Below are 19,862 nucleotides of genomic sequence, written 5' to 3' on the forward strand. Positions count from 1 at the left end.
TTTTTAGGGAAAAATTTACAACGTTTTCGCTGTCATTAATCCAATTATTTAGTGTTTTAATAGAGATTATTTCAAAAATTTCCGGCTGTGCTTTAACTTTAAGAGATTAATCCATTGATAAATAGCACAGTTATGAAACGAATTTTACCACTCTTCGTCTTCAGCCTCTTCCTTATTAATATAAATGCTCAAGTAGGTATTGGAACCACAAACCCAGATGCGCAACTAGATGTTGTTACTGAAGCTACAGCTACTTCTGAGCGAAAAGGCATTCAAGTCGATGTGAATAGCACTTCGGCATCTACAACCGAAAGTACATTTAGTCTTAGACTTATAAATTCGAGTACACCAGCAATAGGAGGCACGGCCTTTAAATATGGTATATTTAATAATGTTTCGGGTGCAGGTACGGCAACTCGATACGGAATATTTAGTGAGGTCTTTAAACCAAACACAGGTGCGACGACTACAGATATGTTTGGAGTCTATAGTTTTATAGGACAAGCTACAGGTGTAAATAGTAATAGTTATGGATTCTATGCAGATATTACTAATGCTGGGAATACAGGTAATATTTATGGTGTTTATAGTACAGTAAATGGCACTGGAGCAAATCAGGATATATATTCGGGATATTTTTTGGGTGGGAAGTTTTCAATAGGTCAGACTGTTGCGGATAATTATATTCTTCCAGGTTCGCGAGGAACAGCAAATCAAATTATGCAAACCGATGGTACAGGGAATGTGAGTTGGGTTGATGCGACGACTGTTGGTGATGATGATCATGATTTTTATGAAGAAGGAACTACCACAGCACCAGATGATATTAGCGATGATATCTATACACAAGGGAATTTGGGGTTAGGTCAAAATACCACGGATTATAGATTGGATATTAATGAGAATAGAAATAGCCAAACCAGAGCTTTGAATATAACTTCATCAACGACTGATAATACTGCAAAAACAAGCATTTATAACCAATTGACAACTACGGGATCTGGTGATAGTAGAACTATTTATAATCTGCTGGGAGGCAACGGAAGTGGACCAGCCACTGGTGTTTATAACAATATCCAAAGAACTGGAGGCGGAATAAAACGTGGCGAGTACAGTTCTATAGTAAATAATGCTTCAGGAATATCTTATGGGAATTACATTACGATATCTGGTAGTGCTTCTGAAAACAAATACGGATTTTATAGTATTATTAATAATACTGCTGGCGGAACGCATTATGGGGTATATTCAACAGCTCTGAAATCGGGAAGTTTCGCGGGATATTTTCTTGGTAATGTGTCCATTGGAACCAATGCAACTAACAACTATATCATGCCAGCCAATAGAGGAACAGATGGACAGATTATGCAAACGGATGGTACTGGTAATGTTACTTGGGTAGATAATGTAAATCCCGTATCGACTATTCCTATCTATTCTAATGGAACTTATAACATGAACCACGGCACTGGAGGGATAGATCTAAGCACAATGGATTCTTCTCTAGAACCCTCTATTTATAATGCTGCGGGAAATATTCAGGTAAAACTAGTCATTAGGTATACCAATGCTTTAGGTGGTAATAATTTTCAGTTGCGAGCGCATGATGGCGGTACCCAGACGTTCCCGATAACGAGTGGTTCTGGGTGGACTTTTGCAGCCACACAGACAGGTGGTGTAGCAACAAGTGCATGGGTCAACTGGAATGCAGGAACCAATGCTCATGAAATTCATGTATTTGGTTGGAATGCTAGCAATAACCCAGCTGCCGATAGTATTACAATATTGAATGCTTATCTATTGGTAAGATCTCAATAGTTACTCAAAGCTTTGCATATCTACTAGTTTTTTGTAGACACCATTTTTTGCAATAAGTTCATTGTGTTTACCTTGCTCCACGATTTCACCTTTTTGCATCACTACAATATTATCAGCATTTTGAATTGTAGATAGTCTATGAGCTATAACAATAGATGTTCTGTTCTTCATCATATTCTCAAGAGCATCTTGAACAAGACGTTCGCTTTCAGTATCTAGCGCTGAAGTTGCTTCATCAAGAATCATTATAGGAGGGTTTTTGAGTACCGCTCTGGCTATGCTTAAGCGTTGTTTTTGTCCACCTGAAAGTTTATTCCCAGAATCTCCAATATTAGTTTCTACACCGTTTGGGAGCTCTTTAACAAATTCCCAGGCATTGGCAATTTTTAAGGCTTCCATGACTTCTTCATCTGTAGCGTCTTCTTTGCCTAGCTTTATATTATTGGCGACAGTATCGTTGAACAAAATTGAATCCTGAGTAACCAATCCCATTACACTACGCAACGAATGCTTGGTAATATCTCTTATGTCTAAACCATCAATACTAATGCTACCTTCATTGACATCGTAGAAGCGTGTTACTAAATTGGCGATGGTACTTTTTCCACTTCCAGACTGGCCAACTAAAGCCACGCTCTTTCCTTTGGGAACATTAAGGCTGAAGTTTTTTAGAACAAGATCATCTTCATATTTAAAAGAAATATTATCGATAGAAATTTCAGAAGTAAAATCTGGTAATTCTTTTGCATCTGGTTTGTCCTGTACGTTAGAAGGCGTATTAAGGATATGCAAAACACGTTCTGCGGCAGCGTTACCTTTCTTCACACTATAACTTGCTTTACTAATAGCTTTTGCAGGTGTAAGAATGTTATAAGCTAATCCCATGTACACTAAAAACAATCCAGGATCTAGCGTTTGTTCTTTCAAGACCATTTGACCTCCATACCAAAGTAAGACTGCAATGGTTGTAATACCTAAAAATTCACTTGTTGGGCTAGCTAAATTTTGACGATTTAGTAAACTGTTGGAATATCTATAGAACTTATTGGTAGAGTCTTGGAACTTCTTTCCAAAGATTTTTTCGGCATTAAATCCTTTAATGACCTTTAAGCCAGAAAGTGTTTCATCTAAAATCGATAAGAAATACCCTTGCTCTTTTTGAACTTTATCGGATTTGCGCTTCAATGATTTTCCAATTAAGGAAATTAAGAATCCTGAAACTGGAATAAATATGAATACAAATAATGTAAGCTTTGCACTTATCAAGAACATTGAAATAATGGTGAACAAAATCATCAAAGGTTCTCTAACTATGAGTTCTAAAATAGATAGAAAAGAATATTGAATTTCCAGAACATCTGACGAAATTCTAGACATGGTATCACCTTTTCTTTTTTCAGAATAAAAACTAATCGGTAAGCTTATCACTTTTTCGTACAACTCATTCCTGATGTCTTTTATCACACCATTTCTAAGGTATGTGATGAAATACATGGCCAAGTAGCTAAATAGATTCTTTAAAAGGAAAGTACTCACAATGAGTATCACCATAAAGATTAATACATCATCACTGCCTTCAGCCTTTTTTTGAGTCACAAAATAGTTGAGATAACTCTCCCCATATGTTGTGATTTTAGAAAAGCCCTCCCAAACAGGTTTGGTATTTAGGGGTTTTGTATCTCCAAAAAGCACTTTTAGCATAGGAAACAGAGAAATCATAGACAATGTTCCAAATAATGCGTAAAAAATATTGGAGATTATATTTAGAATAGCATAGCCCTTATAGGGTTTTGCGAAATAGAGTATTTGTTTAAAATAGTTCATTAAAGATTCATGTCTTTAAGGATTGCATCAATCTTAGCTTCCAATTTTTGTTCCGTTGCGTTAAAATCTGACACATTGTCTAAAGCAGTATTTACGCTAATGTAGAACTTTATCTTAGGTTCAGTACCACTAGGTCTTAGAGCAATCTTACTTCCAGCGTCTGTGTAGTATATCAACACATTCGATTTTGGAATATCGATATTCTCAGTAGTGTTATCTACTAGATTTTTTGCAATTGAAAGTTGATAATCTTCAACACGAACTACGTTTTCGCCAACAATCGTAGTTAACGGATTCTCTCTGGCATCACTCATCATTTGCTTTATTTCCTGAGCACCTTCAATACCTTTTTTAGTTAGCGATACTAAGCGTTCTTTATACAATCCGTGCTCTGTATACAGTTGAATCAACTCTTTGTAAAGCGAACTACCATTTGCTTTTGCTTGCGCAGCAATTTCACAGGCTAATAGGGTAGACGTAACAGCGTCTTTATCTCTCACAAAACTACCAACCATGAATCCAAAACTTTCTTCACCGCCACCAACAAAATATTGATCCGGGAAATCTTTGATCATTTTGGCAATCCATTTAAACCCTGTAAGTCCGATTTTACATTCTACATTGTAGGCATCAGCAAGTACAGACATCATTGGTGTAGATACTATCGTGGAACCTATAAAATCTGTTGGTGTAAGACATCCTTCATGCTTATAATGATTCAGCAAGAAATTGGTCATTAATATCATTGCCTGATTTCCGTTGAGGATAACCATTTTGCCATCAAGATCTCTTACAGCGATACCTAATCGATCACTGTCTGGATCGGTACCAATGACGATATCAGAATTTGTTTTATCAGCTAAATCCATGGCCATCTTTAGTGCTGCTGGTTCTTCAGGGTTTGGAGATGCAACAGTAGGAAAGTCACCATTAGGCTCTGCTTGTTCAGGAACTATATTTACATTAGTATATCTAGCTCTTTTTAACGTTTCTGGGATAGCTGTAATTGACGTACCATGTAATGAAGTGAAAACGATATTTAGATTTTGTTTAGCTTCAGGTGACGTCTTAAAGCTTCCGTTTTTTACACAGGCATCGATAAATACATCATCAACAGCTTTACCGATATAATTGATCAGAGATTCGTTGGCTTCAAACTTAATTTCCGAATAATCCAGACGCTTTATTTCTTCAATAATTTCACCGTCATAAGGAGGTACTAATTGACCTCCATCTTGCCAATACACTTTGTATCCATTATACTCTGGTGGATTATGAGAAGCTGTTAATACGATACCACAATGACAATTAAGATGCTTTAATGCAAAAGACAGTTCTGGAGTCGTTCTAAGGTCTTCAAATAAATGAACCTCTATGTTATTTGCTGAAAACACATCTGCTACCACTTTGGCTAGTGTCTTACTATTGTGCCTGCAGTCATAAGCAATAGCAACCTTAAGGTTTTCACCAGGAAAACATGTATATAAATAATTGCTTAATCCTTGTGTGTTTTTACCAAGTGTATATTTATTAATTCTGTTTGTACCTAATCCCATGATACCACGCATGCCTCCAGTTCCAAACTCCAAATCTTTATAAAAACTCTCTTTGAGTTCTTTAGGATCGGAAGCAATCATGTGTTTTATTTGCTCTTGTGTATCCTTATCGAATGAAGGTGTTAGCCAAGCATTTACTCTATCTAAAATTTCTGGTTCTATGTAGATCATTGATGTGTAAAAATTATGCTGCAAAAGTAATTAATTAGCGCAACGATTGTAGGTAAAGTGTTGTTAATTTGATGCCTAACGGCTAAAGCTTAATGTTTTCTTTAATAAGGTATCTATTCTTTTCCCTTTTGGATCTTAAGACAAGTTCTCCGATAAAACCAGCTATAAAGAATTGCGAACCAATAATCATTGTGGCAAGCGCAATATAGAACTGAGGACGTTCTGTGATCAATCGTCCTTCAGGATTTAAGAATAGTTTGTCAATACCAAGATAGAACGAGAAGCCAAAGCCTATAATAAACATGATAACGCCTAGTGCTCCAAACAAATGCATCGGGCGTTTACCAAATTTGGAAATAAACCAAATGGTAACTAGATCCAGAAAACCGTGTACAAAACGATTCATACCGAACTTAGTCTTGCCATATTTTCTGGCTTGATGCTTCACTACCTTTTCATCAATATTACTAAAGCCAGCATTCTTTGCTAAAACAGGAATGTAACGATGCATTTCGCCATAAACGTCTATATTCTTAATAACGTCGTTTTTATATGCTTTAAGACCACAATTAAAATCGTGTAGCTTTATTCCAGAAGTTTTGCGAGCAGCCCAATTAAATAATTTAGAAGGAAGGTTTTTAGCAATTACGGAGTCGTATCGTTTCTTTTTCCAACCAGAAACCAAATCGAGATTATCTTCAGTAATCATCTTGTAGAGTTCAGGGATTTCATCAGGATTATCTTGTAAATCCGCATCCATGGTAATCACGACATCACCTTCGGCTTTGGCAAAACCAGCATGTAAAGCTTGAGATTTTCCAAAGTTTTTTAAGAATCGTATCCCTTTGACATTGTTGTTGTGCTCAGAAAGCGTTTTAATCCTATTCCATGAGCCATCTGTACTACCATCGTCTATAAAAATGATTTCATAAGAAAAATGATTGGATTGCATAACTTTAGCAATCCAATCATGTAATTCTTTTAACGATTCTTCTTCGTTGAGTAGTGGTATTACTACTGATATATTCATGTAATTGAATTCTGTTTTCTCAGATTCAAAAATACAGAATTTATTTAAGCATCTGGATCAGACCTTTTCATTACTGCAGACACTATAAGCCCAATTATAGTAAATATGACAATATAAACAAGGGTTCCAAAGAACATATTGCCAATTGAGTATTGGTTTTGTTTCTCCATATTGTCTACAGCTTCAGCTATGGCTTCTGCTGGAGCACCAAAACCTTCCATGAAACTAACTGTAGCTTCAATAGTTTGTTGTTTAAGGGTTTCAGCTGCTTCAGGATCAATAACTCCAAAGATTAAGAAGGTTATTAGAGTTCCTATAAAAATTCCGATGGCAATAGTGAGAACCCAAGATCCTAAACATTGTTTAAATGAAATTATTCCGTTTAGAATTTTTTTAGACTTAGCAACGGACATAATACCAAGAACGATTATGGCTAACCAAGTTAGGACACCGTAGCCAAAGTTTGTTAGTAATTTTAGACTAGCAACATAAGGGATGATTGTTAGAATAGACATTACAGCCCCTAGATAAAGTCCATAATTTATTGCGCTAGATTTAATTGATTTTTCCATAAGATTATTTTGAATTTGTGTTAGTTGAATAGTTAGTATCTAAAGTTAAGTATTTGTTACACTAACTTTGAATGAAGTTTTATTTATTATGAATAAAGCTATTAACAATGTATTTTTACCTTTGTTAATAAAAATGAATAAAAGCATTGTAGATTTGTAAAAAATACTTAAATTTGCACCTCCAAAAACGTAACGATTAAAGGAATAGCGATGAAAAAAGGTATACATCCAGAAAATTATAGACTTGTAGCGTTCAAAGATATGTCTAATGATGATGTTTTCTTAACGAAGTCTACAGCAGATACTAATGAAACGATAGAAGTTGATGGTGTTGAGTACCCATTAGTGAAATTAGAAATTTCAAGAACATCACATCCTTACTACACTGGTAAGTCTAAGCTTGTAGATACTGCAGGACGTATCGATAAGTTCAAGAACAAGTACGCGAAGTTCAAGAAATAAGAAAAACAACATATTTATATTTAGCCTTTCTATTTTTAGAAAGGCTTTTTTTTGTTCTGCATTTAAAGTACTTTTGAGCAAGTAGAATTTAGGATGTTGCTTATACTTCCTTTGATGATAAAACTTCCTCATGAACTATATTCTTTTCGATGGACCCTCGCGCAACGCATTGTTGCCATTTACCTATACTAGACCTGTTGCAGATATTAGAGTTGGAATACTCACCATAAGAGAGAAATGGGAAAGCTATCTAGGATATATTACAACTACTGTTACCGAAGATTATTTAGCAGATAAATTTCCTATGGTTGAGATGGAGGAGAACATTATGATTAATGCATCGTATCTTCCAAATTCTGAATTAGCAGAGCATATAAAACATCTCGAAGAGAATCAAGCAATTTTTGATGGCGATAATGTAATTGCCTTTTTTGCCAAAGAAGGACAGGACGATATCGATTTTAATGCCTTTGAAAGAATAGAATATGAAGGTGAAATTCTAAAAATAGAGCACACCTGGGATATTTTCTCAAAAAATGGAGATGCTATCAAGAATGACTTTGAGTTGATTACAAAAGGACGCCAATCAGCTCCTATTCCGTCTTCTGTGAATACGATTAAACCAGAAAACATCTTTATAGAGAAAGGTGCTAAGCTAGAATTTGTTACGCTTAATGCTAGCTCAGGACCCATTTATATAGGTAAAGATTCTGAGGTTATGGAACAGAGCGTCATTAGAGGCCCTTTTGCATTGTGCAAAGGCGCAACGGTAAAAATGGCTGCCAAAATATATGGACCAACGACAATAGGACCTTACAGTAAAGTAGGAGGAGAGGTGACTAATTCTATTTTGTTTGGATACTCTAACAAAGGACACGATGGCTACTTGGGGAATTCTGTCCTTGGAGAGTGGTGCAATCTTGGTGCTGACACAAACAATTCTAACTTAAAAAATAACTACGCTGAGGTACGATTATGGGACTACGAATCTGGACGATTTGCTAAGACTGGGCTTCAGTTTTGTGGCTTAATGATGGGCGACCATAGTAAATGTGGTATCAATACCATGTTTAATACTGGGACTGTAGTTGGTGTTAGTGCTAATATCTTTGGAAGTGGTTTCCCAAGAAACTTTGTTCCTAGTTTTTCATGGGGAGGAAGTTCTGGCTTTACCACTTATCTCACTAAAAAAGCGTTCGAAGTTGCTAAAGTTGTTATGGCTAGGCGTAATATTGAGTTTACTGAACAAGACGCAGCGATATTAGAGCATGTGTTTGAAGAATCCAAGCAATACCGAAGAGATTAGATTACTGCTTTTTTACACGTTTTAGATCCAAAAGATTTATCGCATTAATACCTAGACCAGATACATTTTTCTTGGTAAAGCGAATGACTTCATCATAAAATAAAGGAATCATGATTGCTGAGTCCATAGCGATAGAATCCATACTGGTATAGAGATGCTTTCTTTCGTCAATATCTGTAATGGTTATTGCCTTTTTGTAAAGACTGTCAAACGTTTCATTCTTAAAGTGAAAATAATTTGATCCTTTTGGTGCGAAATTTTTACTGTAGAAAATTGATAGGTAATTTTCAGCATCCAGATAATCAGCCACCCAAGAACTCCTAAACAAATCTACTTTTCCGTTGGAGCGCGCACTTCTAAGAGAAGCTTCTGGCATGACATCTACATTAATTTTTAAGCCTACTTTTTCAAGCTCTCCTTGTATGTACTCACAAAAATTCAGGTAATTACTAGTTGTGGTTAAGGTAATCTCAGGCTTAGCAATTCCACTTTCTTTAATGAATTGATTAATTAGTGCTTTTGCTTTTTTAGGTTGATAACTAAATCCAACAGACTCACTATGGCCTTGTAATCCTTTCGGGATAAAGCCACCAATAGCTGGATTACCTACACTATTGTTGAGATATAACATCATTTTGGCTCTATCAAACCCATAATTAACGGCTTTTCGTATCAATTCAGATTGAATCTCGGGCGTTTCGGAGTCCAGATAAAAGCCTAGGTATTCGGTGTTCAGATAAGGTCCGCGAGTCATGTTTACCGTACTGTGATATTTCTGTTGAAGCTTACCGTCACTGGTTAGTATTTCATCTTTATATGAAGCATCCAGTCCGGAAACGTAGTCTATGTTCCCCAAAACGAATTGTAAAAATTCATTTTGTTTGTCTGGCAAGAATGTCAACGAAACAGCTTCGAGATATGGTAAGGAGTTGCCTAAAGAATCTTTCTCAAAATAGTTTTTATTTCGTCTTAAAACCAGCTTTATGTTTTCTTCCCAGCGTTTAAACTTGAATGGTCCTGTTCCAATAGGATTCGACCTAAACTCGCTACCATAATGCTCAACAACTTCTTCAGGCACCACTGAGCAATATTTCATGGCTAATAAGCCAATAAAAGGCGGAAAAGATTCTTTTAGTTCTATTTTGAAGATGGAGTCGTTGACCGCATAAAAATCCTTCACTTGGTTTAAAACCCAACCGCCTGGTGCTGCTACTTTTTTATCTCGTAAACGATTCAAGCTGTATTCAAAATCTTTGGCAACTACCAATCGTGTTGAATCTTTTCCAAATAATGAATGTTTATGAAAGAACACATCGTTGCGTAGCAAAAATGTATATACAATGCCATTATCAGAAACCGTCCATTCTTTTGCGATGCTTGGAATAATGTTTAAATCGCTATCTGTTTGTACCAATCCATTAAAGAGTTGGTTGTTTATGGAATTATCCTGAAGCGTCCTTGAAAAAGCGGGATCCAAAGTGTTGATGTTAGCATGCTCATTATACCTGAAAACGAGATTGTCTTTACTCTTTTCTTCGGAATCACTACACGATGAAAAAAGTGCGATGAATAGTATCAATGGTATAAAACAGTTATGCTTTGTCATACGTTCTTATTGCTCAGGTAGAGCTTTCCAGTTTTTGATAATTCTAGAGTAAAAGAATAAAAATATAAATCCTAAAACAAACAATATATAACTCGTATATATACCTAGAGATTCAATTAAGATAAAACAATCTACTCGCTCTTCAATACTTAATGTATCGCAATAATTTGCCTGATGCGTAGAGATAATGCCAATAATTAAAAGAACATAGAGCAGAAAACCAACGATAGAAATATTCAAGCACACCGCTACAATACCTTTTTTAACATGTTCAGCATAAAATATTGGTATGGCGAGGATGATTGTTCCTATAATCAGTATAAAGTATTCAATGAAATAGATACCAAAATCATCATTTGTAGCCTGAAACACCACTGTTGCTAGTAATGCCGTTATTGTCATTAGGACCGTAACGACTATGACAGAGAATATAAAAGGTCTTAGTCCAGTAATTCTAAAAATAAAAATCAGTGAAGCAAGGATGAATGCAAACCAGCAATAAAAATGAATAATGTCTTCAAAAATATTCTTTGACTTTATCTCTTCTATGTTGTCGAAAGCATTGTATAACGAGGAAGTTTCCATGTAGTAGTCTGTTGTATTTTTGGCAACAAACTTTTCTAACTCGGTTCTTTCACTAGCATCATAAATAAAATCGCGTTCATACGGTAATGGCTTAGAACTTCGTATAAAAGAATTTATTTCGAAATTATCTGGTTTATATATTAGTTGAAACCATTCATCAGCACTGATGTTATGCTCAACTTTATAGAGATTGAGTATCTGCAAGAAATCACTCAACATTGCTTTTATCTCATTAGGATTATTTCTTTTTAGAAGCTCATTATTTATTCTACTTCTTATGAGTCGCTTGTCATTATCATCAAAGTCAAACAATCCATAGTCTGTGGTATACAAATAATCTTCGTGATATATGTCCTTATTGGAGTTATAGAATGTCTTTGAATGGTTATAGTAGCTTGGTGCGACAGTTTCTATATGTTTTCTGATGTCTATAATGCTATCCTTGAAAAAATAAGTCGTGAGAGAATCATTAGTTTTCCTATAGACATAATCCTCTGTAGAATTACCATAGTAGTAGTTATCCTTTTCATTATTTATAATTTCAGTTCTTAAGCTATAAAACTGATAGGTGTCGCTGAGGAATTTAAAAGTAAGACTGTCATCTTTAATATAAGCTGATCTAGTTTCACAGAAGATACTATCAAAAGGTCTTGGGTGCTTTCTATTACCTATTTTGTATTGGTCAATGCCATGAGAAAAGAACAAAGCGGTGTTGTTTGCTAAGGTTATCTCCTCTTGTATGGTCTCAGTTTCATAAGAAGAATCTATATAAAGTTTTATACCAAGTGTAAAGGAAAAGTAGAATGATGTAGAAAAGAAGATAATTACAAAATAGATTACAAAATGCTGAAATATCTGAAGTCTAGTATTAGGGTAAAAGCTTTTAAAACTATTATTCTTAAACAAGAATATTAGCCAAACCACTAACATAATAATTGAGATCAGAATCCCAAAGTTGTACAAGCCGCTATCAAAGAATAAATCTATTGCACGTCTGTTGTGTAGAGAAGCAGGATTTACCAGAGATAGTAGACCTCCAATAAAGAATAATAAATGAATGATTATACTTATAGATAGCATCCAAACTAGTCGAGTATTCCATATTGTTGGATAATGCTCTAAGAGATACTTATTGATTTTGGAAATATGTTTTTTCAAGAGTTTTGGGTTTTAGGATACAAAGAATCGTCTTGTAGATTGGGAAATATTTCTGATATAGGTGACTTCGATATTGTGTTCTCCCAAGGATTTCATCACAGAAGAAAATGATGTTGATGCATCAAAGTAAGCTATATAAATACCACCATTATAGATCAGCTTATCTAGCTGTAAATGATGAAGGGATTGCTCTAAAGGTTCTCGCTCTACAGTACTATCTATTTCTATGATAAGCTTAGCATCAGTATCTTTCTTGTCTTCAATCTCATCATTCTGTTTGCCATTCTCTAAGTAAATTACTTTATCCGAAACCTTCTCAACCTCATACAACTGTTGCGAACTAAGGATTAATGCTATTGGATTGTTAATGGAATTGCATATAGATTTGAGATCTTCCAAAATTAGCTGCTGTGCTAAAACATCTAAGTTGGCTAATGGTTCATCCAGCAGAAGCACCTCAGGCTTTCGTAGCAAGGTTCTTGCTAGCTCAAAACGCATTTTATATCCAGAAGACAGTTCGCTCCATTTTAGGTGCTTATAATTCCAAAGCCCCATTCTGGCTATCATCATGAGTACTCTAGTCTCGTTTTCTTTTGGATTAACACCATAACTAGACAACACAAATTTTAAGTTGTCCTTTAGGCTTCCATACCATTTTTTTGTGCGTTGTGGAATATAAACTAGTTTGGTTCTAAGATCATAAGTGGAATTGGGTGTTTCTTCAAAATTGTAAACGATGTCACCAGAATCATGACTAATTTCCTTTGCCAATATCCTAAGGAGTGTGGTTTTACCATTACCATTTTCTCCAACCAATCCGTAAACATCACCTTTTTTTATTTCCAGTGAAATTGGACCCAAGCTAAACTTGTTTGTACCATAAGACTTATTGATGACATCAACTTTAATGGTCGATTCATCAGTTTTATATGGTTTTATGTCTTTTTTTGAAACCTTCTCTAGAATAGATTTAGACCTTTGAATGATTTCTTCTGTTTCTTCAGGAAACTTTTCCTTCCAATCAGTAAGTTCTATGGCATCTTCATAAAGACTAAGATCTTGAGTGTCTATAATGCAGTCCAATAACTTTCTATATCCTAGAGAAATATCATTGTTATCAAAAAACTTCAAAATCTCATTAATTCTACTTTGTAATTCAGTCATAAGCAGTAAGTTCCTATTTATATTTATAAGGCATTAGGTTTTATAACGTAGAAACAAATATGTAAATTTGCACGCTTGGTAAAAATACAAGAATGAACGCTAGAAAAAAAGTAGCATTTTATACACTAGGGTGTAAACTCAATTTCTCTGAAACCTCTACGATTGCAAGAAGTTTTACAGACGAAGGGTTTGATCGTGTGGATTTTAAAGAAATGGCAGATATCTATGTGATCAACACATGTTCTGTTACTGAAAATGCAGATAAGCGTTTTAAGTCGATTGTAAAGCAAGCACAAAAGGCTAATCCTGAAGCTTTTGTAGCAGCCGTTGGATGCTATGCGCAATTAAAACCACAAGAGTTGGCAGATGTCAATGGTGTGGATTTGGTTCTCGGTGCTACAGAGAAATTTAAGATTACAGATTATATCAATGACTTGTCCAAAAATGACTTTGGGGAAGTACATTCCTGTGAGATAGAAGATGCTGATTTTTATGTTGGTAGTTATTCTATTGGCGACAGAACACGTGCTTTTTTAAAAGTACAAGATGGATGCGATTACAAATGCACCTATTGTACTATTCCTTTAGCCAGAGGAATTTCCCGAAGTGATACATTGGACAATGTTCTAAAAAATGCTGCTGAGATTTCTGCCAAAGACATTAAAGAAATTGTGCTTACTGGTGTTAATATAGGAGATTACGGAAAAGGAGAGTTTGGAAATAAAAAGCATGAGCATACATTCTTTGAGTTAGTACAAGCATTGGATGAGGTTGAAGGTATTGAGCGTCTTCGTATTTCTTCTATTGAGCCCAATCTTCTTAAGAATGAAACTATAGATTTTGTAGCACAGAGTAGAACTTTTGTGCCGCATTTCCATATTCCATTACAGAGTGGAAGTAACGACTTACTGAAGTTAATGAGACGTCGTTACATGCGAGAATTATATGTCGATAGAGTAGCGCGTATTAAATCTGTGATGCCACATGCTTGTATTGGAGTTGATGTCATTGTTGGGTTCCCTGGTGAGACCGAAGAACGTTTTTTAGAAACCTATAATTTCTTAAGTGAATTAGATATTTCTTACTTACACGTGTTTACCTATTCTGAAAGAGAGAACACATTAGCTGCCGAAATGGATGGTGTTGTGCCAAAGAATGTACGAGCAAAGCGTAGTAAAATGCTAAGAGGACTTTCTGCTAAAAAAAGAAGAGCATTTTACGAAAGCCAAATAGGTACTAAACGTACTGTATTATTTGAAGGCGAAAACAAGGAAGGTTATATTCATGGGTTTACAGAAAACTACGTTAAAGTTAAAGCACCTTGGAATCCTGAGTTGGTTAATACACTTCACGATGTAGAGCTTACTAAAATTGATGATGATGGTTTGGTAAGATTCGATTTCGTGACTTCACTAGTATCTCATAACTAAGGTGTGCATTTCATCGAGTATTTTAAAGTCTTAACCGTTTATTTTTAGCGAATTAGGGATTGTTCCTACGTTTGGCAAACGATTCAAACGCCTCAAATGAAAAACGTAACAATCCTTCTATTATCAGCATTCGCTGTACTATCATTTTCTAGTTGTTCTTCGGAAGACAATGATGACAGTTCAATCATAGGTACATGGGAAATTTCAGCATTGCGTGTTGGAGTAGAAGCTGATATCAATGGTGACGATATATTCAATTTGAATCTATTGAATGAAATCGATTGTAACTACAATGAGGTTCTAACCTTCGATACTGAAGGCCTTATGACTACAATGACTGACTACAATCCAAAACTAGATATTCGTTTGAATGATTCGGATGATTATATGTTTGCTGTAGAATGTGGTGAAGGCATAATAGGTTCGGCTGGAGCATATACTTCTGAAGATTTACAGAATTATATTCTGAATGGTGATACACTTACCATAATTCTTGAAAATGAAGTCGATGTTTATAATGAAGATTTTACAGAAGTGATTGGCACTTTAACATTGACCAAAGTATATACAAGACAATAAGATTATTGTTTCCAATAAAAAAAGCCTCAACATTTGTTGAGGCTTTTATGTTTTAATGTGTTTTGTTATATCCTAACACCTACAGGTAACATACGTTTATAAGCTCTATGGCGTCTCACAAACTTAGCTATTTGTGGACTAGTAGGAACTACACTGATGTTACGTTCTTTGATACTGTCGAATACCATCTTTAGGAATTCTTCTTCAAAGTCATCTTTGTTAATAGGCTCAGGAATTTCAAGTTTAGTTAAAAAGATTTTACGCTCTTGTAATGAATACTCAATCTTAGCAAGTTGATCATCTACTTTTAGTTCGAATTGGCGCAAAAAATCGTTGTCTATTAATTCAGCAGCTTCAATCATATAAATTAGTTTTTATCCAACGGTTGGTTAGGAAAGAATCTATAATATTCCATAGATTTGCGCTGCAAAGGTACAAAAAATATTGCAGACTTTAAAGTTTTTAGGCGCTAACGACTTATGAATCAAGAAATCATACCCCTTTACTTAATGCCTGGCATGGCTGCCAACCCAAGTATTTTTGAGCACATCCAATTGCCAGAAGACCAGTACGAAATTCACTGGTTAGAATGGTTTATTCCTGAGCCTAATGAAGCTTTAGAATCCTATGCTATTCGTATGAATTCTAAGATTTTGCACGATAATGCTGTATTGCTTGGCGTGTCTTTTGGAGGGATCCTGGTGCAAGAAATGAGTAAGCATAAAACCTTTAGAAAAGTAATCGTAGTCTCTAGTGTAAAATCCCAATACGAGTTGCCCAAACGTATGAAATTAGTTAAAATCACTAAGGCTTATAAAATTTTACCGACTCACTTGGTAAAGAATGTAGATTACCTTGCAAAATACGCCTTTGGAGAGACCATCAATAAGCGTGTCGAACTCTACAAAAAGTACTTATCGGTAACCGATAAACGCTATTTGGATTGGGCTATAAAAGAAGTCGTCTGCTGGGAACAAGAATCGCCTATAGAAGGCGTTATCTATATTCATGGTGATAAAGACATTGTATTTCCACATTCGTGTACAGAGGGCACGATTGTTGTGAAGGGAGGTACACACATCATGATTATAAACAAATACAAATGGTTCAATGAAAATTTACCAAAGCTTATTTTGGGCTAAGCTTGAACCATGAACAATATTTTTTTACATTTATAAAAAATACTACTTATGAACTTCATTAAGAATACTTTAGCAGTAATAGGTTTGGTTTGTGTTTCAGCATTTTTCATTTATGCTACGCAAAAAGCACCATCAGATCAAGGCATTGGAAATGATAAGCCAATGGTCAACGATTATAATGTCTATGCGCTTACAGTGCCAGACCATTTAGACTTTGCTGGTGAAGAAATGCCGTTAGAGAATCCAGACATTTTGGAGCGTATGGATCGTGAGCTTTTGGTGAATACCTATTGGCAGTCCAATGGTCTATTGATGTTCAAGCGTTCTGAGAAGTATTTCCCAGTAATTGAACCTATTTTAAAGAAACATGGAGTTCCTGATGATTTTAAGTATTTAGCAGTTATAGAAAGTGGATTAACTAATGCTGTATCTCCTGCAGGAGCCAGAGGTGTTTGGCAAATCATGAAAACTACTGGTCGCGAAAACGGATTAGAAATCAACAATAATGTTGATGAACGTTATAATTTAGAAATGGCCACAGAAGTAGCCTGTAAATATTTATTAAAGGCTAAAGAACGCTTTGGGTCTTGGACTTTGGCAGCTGCAGCATACAATGCAGGAAATGCAGGTGTGGCAAAACGTTTAAAAAATCAAAACGTATCCGACTATTACGATTTACTTTTAGGTGAAGAAACTGGGCGTTATGTCTTTAGAATTGTGGCGTTAAAAGAAATTTTATCCAATCCTTCCAAGTATGGATTCAACTTTCAGGATAAACATTTATACAAGCAGATTCCAACCTATAAGGTTGAAGTCGATACAGCAGTAACAGACTTTGCGAGATTTGCTGAAGGCTTTGGAATCAACTACAAAATCTTGAAGATTCACAACCCTTGGTTGCGTGAAAAGCATCTCAATAACAAAAGCAGAAAGCTATATCAGATCGCCATTCCAAAAGAAGGCTATTACTCAAAGCCTTAATATGTGATTGAGGTCTAGTGAAAGCATGGCTTATGAAAGAAACATCAGTAGACCTTTATAAATCCCTGGAGCCAGGTTTTGTAGTCGTTGTTACAGCTACGATAAAAGAGGATGGTAGTCTCATTATAGACGATTTTGATGGCAGCAAAGGAGCCAATGAGACGTTTGGAAGCGATGTAGAAACTTCAATAACTATTAGCACTGAAGATGTTGATAGGCTTATTACAAAACTTAACAAGAAAACTAACTTCAGCTTAAATCCACTAAAGCTTTTAACCAAAACACCTAACGAACAGTTTGAGATAAAAGACAGACACGATTTGTTAGTGTGGATACAACAAGAATATAGCCATATAGAAGCGAAAAGCAAACTGGAAGCACTATTCAAGTCCTATGGCATTTCACCAAAACGCAACAGTTGGCCTTTTGGGTAGATTTTAGAACTGTTGGTAGGTTTATATTGTCATCCTGAACTTGATTCAGGATCTAATTATAAAATGGATTCGTATTACACTTCGACTCCGCTCAGTGTCCGTGTAGAGTCGAAGTGCAATGAGCAATGACAAAAACTAGCAGTTTCGATATTTGTCATTCAAGCCAATACCTTGCTCGATCATTGGTGTAATTTTCTCTAAGCGAGATTGTTTGGTAGCGTCTCGTTTTGCAGTATCGATATACTCGCAATACTCACGTTGCTTATAAGGAGAAAGACTTTCAAAATTAGATTTTAGAGCCGCATTACTATTCAAAAGTGTTTGTAACAACTCAGGAACTACAGTTTCTTTTTTACTACGATCTGGCTTTATTTCCAAACCCTGCCTTTGGTTCTCAATGGCTTCCTTGACATACTTTAGAATTAATGGGTCATTGAGTTCGGAAACATCAGCAAAACGCCATTGACGCATGCCTTTGGTTTTGCCTTCTTGGGCATTGATAAGTACATTTTCCTCATCCTTTAAAAACGATCCATTAAAAAACCACAATCCAAAATACCCTTTAAAGGCACCAATACCAGCCACATTTTTGTTATTGATGGTATAGGTTGGTATACTCCATTTTACCGTTTCATCCAACTCGGTTTTTAGCAGAATATTCCTAAGCTTAGTTAAGCCTTCAGCCCAAGTTTCATTGGTTTCAATGTATTCTTCTACGGAGTATATTTTTTTCATGGACTTAAGTAAATTTGGTAATAAGATATATTGTTTTTGTATAAACTTTTCTCTTAAATAATTTTTTTTAATTTCTCCATATTCAAATAGGGAATTAAAGTTTCGTTATATAATTTTTTTAAAAAAATTAAGGAATTTTGCCGACTCTTGTTTGCTGGAACATCAAAACTGACCGAAGGAGGAAACGAAATTTGTATGTTAACCTTTTTATTTACATCATTTTGAGAAGCAATTTTTTTTATAACTTTTTCTGTTTCTTTTATGATTTTTATAGAATCTGCTTGATTACCTTCAATCAATAATAAATCTAGTTCATTACACCATTTTCTATACTTTTTTAATTCTTTTGAGTTTTTTATTTCTATGACGTAATCAATAAAATCACTAAGTGAATCTACTTTAGACAAAATATGACTGAACAAAATGGGGAGCTTAAGAAATTTTGTATGCTTATTATATATAAAGTCATTTAGTTTAGATAATTCTTGATATTTATGATTATTTAATTTAGACACAAAAACCTTACTTGAAGGAGCAAATAAAGGGGTGTTTAGCATTAATTCACCTTTTAATGAAGTAGGGTACCATGCAATATCGTTTTCAGTAGCTAATGTTAATGCAGATTGATTATAACCCACTAACAAAATAGAAAGAAATTGTACTATTTGTTGTTTTGACCAAATAACTCCATCTCTAGAATGATAAAACTCTTCGTTAGATCTAATCCAATTTATGAGAGTAAAATAATCCTGAAATGAATCCTCTTCAAAATCAGTAATATCATCGTGTACTAAATCTGCAAAAAACAAGATTTGATCTTTCAACTGGACTTCCTTTTCGGATAGCAAATTCACACCACTATTAATTATTGCTTCTGAAGACTTATTTTTCCAATCAAAAGAAATTTCACCTAATACTTTAAGTTCTTCAGGAATATCTATTTTCATTTGAGGAATAGCAATTTCCTTAGCCATGTAAGTATAGAGGTCGCTTTTTAAATCTTCACCATTACTAAACTCTAAATTTGGATTTCCTTTGAAATGATGATTTATTCCTAAGTTGTCCATTATGCCGTGATACTTTTTGTCTATTTCACCATCTTCTTTCTCAAAAAGTATTTCATCAGAGAATATAATGTTCTCAATTAAGTCAGCAAAGGCCAGTACTCGATGACTAAAAACTTCGTTTTTGATTTCTGTTCCTTCAAAAATGGATAGAGAATAATAAATATCTTCAAAAGGTGTATATATCTGTAAATGATCCATTCGTAAGTTTATTATTTAAATTTTTAATCCCTAACCATATATCA

General features: G+C 34.9%; 18 protein-coding genes. 8 read left to right on the top strand and 10 right to left on the bottom strand.

Annotated features, from left to right (window positions below; genetic code table 11):
- Positions 1 to 132: 132 nt before the first annotated feature.
- Positions 133 to 1,818 carry a hypothetical protein gene (locus tag NCE97_RS11935; protein ID WP_353779500.1) on the top strand — a complete coding sequence of 562 codons (1,686 nt, stop codon included), beginning with the start codon at positions 133 to 135 and terminating at the stop codon, positions 1,816 to 1,818.
- Here the strand turns inward: NCE97_RS11935 and NCE97_RS11940 are convergent, their stop codons facing one another.
- The 4 genes from NCE97_RS11940 to NCE97_RS11955 all read right to left on the bottom strand — a co-directional run bounded on the left by NCE97_RS11940 (position 1,819) and on the right by NCE97_RS11955 (position 6,971).
- Positions 1,819 to 3,642 carry an ABC transporter ATP-binding protein gene (locus tag NCE97_RS11940; protein ID WP_353779501.1) on the bottom strand — a complete coding sequence of 608 codons (1,824 nt, stop codon included), beginning with the start codon at positions 3,640 to 3,642 and terminating at the stop codon, positions 1,819 to 1,821. It lies immediately after the preceding gene.
- Entirely contained in the window at positions 3,642 to 5,369 is a 1,728-nt protein-coding gene (locus NCE97_RS11945; RefSeq protein WP_353779502.1) for a phospho-sugar mutase, read from the bottom strand. The genes NCE97_RS11940 and NCE97_RS11945 overlap by 1 nt, the downstream gene beginning before the upstream one ends.
- An 82-nt stretch (positions 5,370 to 5,451) precedes the next feature.
- A complete protein-coding gene (locus tag NCE97_RS11950; protein WP_353779503.1) occupies positions 5,452 to 6,399 on the bottom strand; it encodes a glycosyltransferase family 2 protein in 948 nt (315 codons plus the stop codon).
- Between the two features lie 44 nt (positions 6,400 to 6,443).
- The gene (locus NCE97_RS11955; protein WP_353779504.1) at positions 6,444 to 6,971 is read right to left on the bottom strand and encodes a DUF4199 domain-containing protein; all 528 of its coding nucleotides are present in this window, start codon (positions 6,969 to 6,971) and stop codon (positions 6,444 to 6,446) included.
- Positions 6,972 to 7,181: 210 nt separating this feature from the next.
- Between NCE97_RS11955 and NCE97_RS11960 the strand changes: the two genes are divergently transcribed.
- Both NCE97_RS11960 and NCE97_RS11965 read left to right on the top strand, forming a co-directional pair.
- Positions 7,182 to 7,433, top strand: a complete 252-nt coding sequence (locus NCE97_RS11960; protein ID WP_353779505.1) for a type B 50S ribosomal protein L31 — start codon at positions 7,182 to 7,184, stop codon at positions 7,431 to 7,433.
- A gap of 130 nt (positions 7,434 to 7,563) precedes the next feature.
- Entirely contained in the window at positions 7,564 to 8,739 is a 1,176-nt protein-coding gene (locus NCE97_RS11965; protein WP_353779506.1) for a GlmU family protein, read from the top strand.
- 1 nt (position 8,740) lies between these two features.
- On the opposite strand, the gene NCE97_RS11970 is transcribed toward NCE97_RS11965, so the two are convergent.
- The 3 genes from NCE97_RS11970 to NCE97_RS11980 are packed head-to-tail and all read right to left on the bottom strand — an operon-like array spanning position 8,741 to position 13,252.
- Positions 8,741 to 10,345 carry an ABC transporter substrate-binding protein gene (locus NCE97_RS11970; protein WP_353779507.1) on the bottom strand — a complete coding sequence of 535 codons (1,605 nt, stop codon included), beginning with the start codon at positions 10,343 to 10,345 and terminating at the stop codon, positions 8,741 to 8,743.
- A gap of 6 nt (positions 10,346 to 10,351) precedes the next feature.
- Positions 10,352 to 12,088, bottom strand: coding sequence for a hypothetical protein (locus NCE97_RS11975; RefSeq protein ID WP_353779508.1), 1,737 nt, complete (start codon positions 12,086 to 12,088; stop codon positions 10,352 to 10,354).
- A gap of 12 nt (positions 12,089 to 12,100) precedes the next feature.
- Positions 12,101 to 13,252: an ABC transporter ATP-binding protein gene (locus NCE97_RS11980; protein ID WP_353779509.1), complete on the bottom strand. Its 1,152-nt coding sequence runs from the start codon at positions 13,250 to 13,252 to the stop codon at positions 12,101 to 12,103.
- Between the two features lie 92 nt (positions 13,253 to 13,344).
- Between NCE97_RS11980 and mtaB the strand changes: the two genes are divergently transcribed.
- A complete protein-coding gene (gene mtaB / locus NCE97_RS11985) occupies positions 13,345 to 14,682 on the top strand; it encodes a tRNA (N(6)-L-threonylcarbamoyladenosine(37)-C(2))-methylthiotransferase MtaB (RefSeq protein WP_353779510.1) in 1,338 nt (445 codons plus the stop codon).
- 96 nt (positions 14,683 to 14,778) lie between these two features.
- On the top strand, positions 14,779 to 15,261 hold the full coding sequence (locus NCE97_RS11990) for a hypothetical protein (protein ID WP_353779511.1): 483 nt from the start codon (positions 14,779 to 14,781) through the stop codon (positions 15,259 to 15,261).
- 65 nt (positions 15,262 to 15,326) lie between these two features.
- Here NCE97_RS11990 and NCE97_RS11995 read toward each other — a convergent pair whose 3' ends face one another.
- The gene (locus NCE97_RS11995; protein ID WP_353779512.1) at positions 15,327 to 15,623 is read right to left on the bottom strand and encodes a GNAT family N-acetyltransferase; all 297 of its coding nucleotides are present in this window, start codon (positions 15,621 to 15,623) and stop codon (positions 15,327 to 15,329) included.
- Between the two features lie 117 nt (positions 15,624 to 15,740).
- Between NCE97_RS11995 and NCE97_RS12000 the strand changes: the two genes are divergently transcribed.
- The 3 genes from NCE97_RS12000 to NCE97_RS12010 are packed head-to-tail and all read left to right on the top strand — an operon-like array spanning position 15,741 to position 17,818.
- A complete protein-coding gene (locus tag NCE97_RS12000; RefSeq protein ID WP_353779513.1) occupies positions 15,741 to 16,403 on the top strand; it encodes an alpha/beta hydrolase in 663 nt (220 codons plus the stop codon).
- A 48-nt stretch (positions 16,404 to 16,451) separates the two neighbouring features.
- Complete coding sequence (locus NCE97_RS12005) at positions 16,452 to 17,384, top strand: lytic transglycosylase domain-containing protein (protein WP_353779514.1); 933 nt, start codon at positions 16,452 to 16,454, stop codon at positions 17,382 to 17,384.
- A gap of 32 nt (positions 17,385 to 17,416) precedes the next feature.
- Positions 17,417 to 17,818 carry a hypothetical protein gene (locus tag NCE97_RS12010; protein WP_353779515.1) on the top strand — a complete coding sequence of 134 codons (402 nt, stop codon included), beginning with the start codon at positions 17,417 to 17,419 and terminating at the stop codon, positions 17,816 to 17,818.
- 135 nt (positions 17,819 to 17,953) lie between these two features.
- Here NCE97_RS12010 and NCE97_RS12015 read toward each other — a convergent pair whose 3' ends face one another.
- Together NCE97_RS12015 and NCE97_RS12020 are read right to left on the bottom strand one after the other, a co-directional pair.
- Positions 17,954 to 18,553, bottom strand: a complete 600-nt coding sequence (locus NCE97_RS12015; RefSeq protein ID WP_353779516.1) for a YdeI/OmpD-associated family protein — start codon at positions 18,551 to 18,553, stop codon at positions 17,954 to 17,956.
- A gap of 53 nt (positions 18,554 to 18,606) precedes the next feature.
- A complete protein-coding gene (locus NCE97_RS12020; RefSeq protein WP_353779517.1) occupies positions 18,607 to 19,818 on the bottom strand; it encodes a hypothetical protein in 1,212 nt (403 codons plus the stop codon).
- Positions 19,819 to 19,862: the final 44 nt, after the last annotated feature.

This window comes from Winogradskyella sp. 3972H.M.0a.05, assembly GCF_040493455.1.
Taxonomy (GTDB): domain Bacteria; phylum Bacteroidota; class Bacteroidia; order Flavobacteriales; family Flavobacteriaceae; genus Microcosmobacter.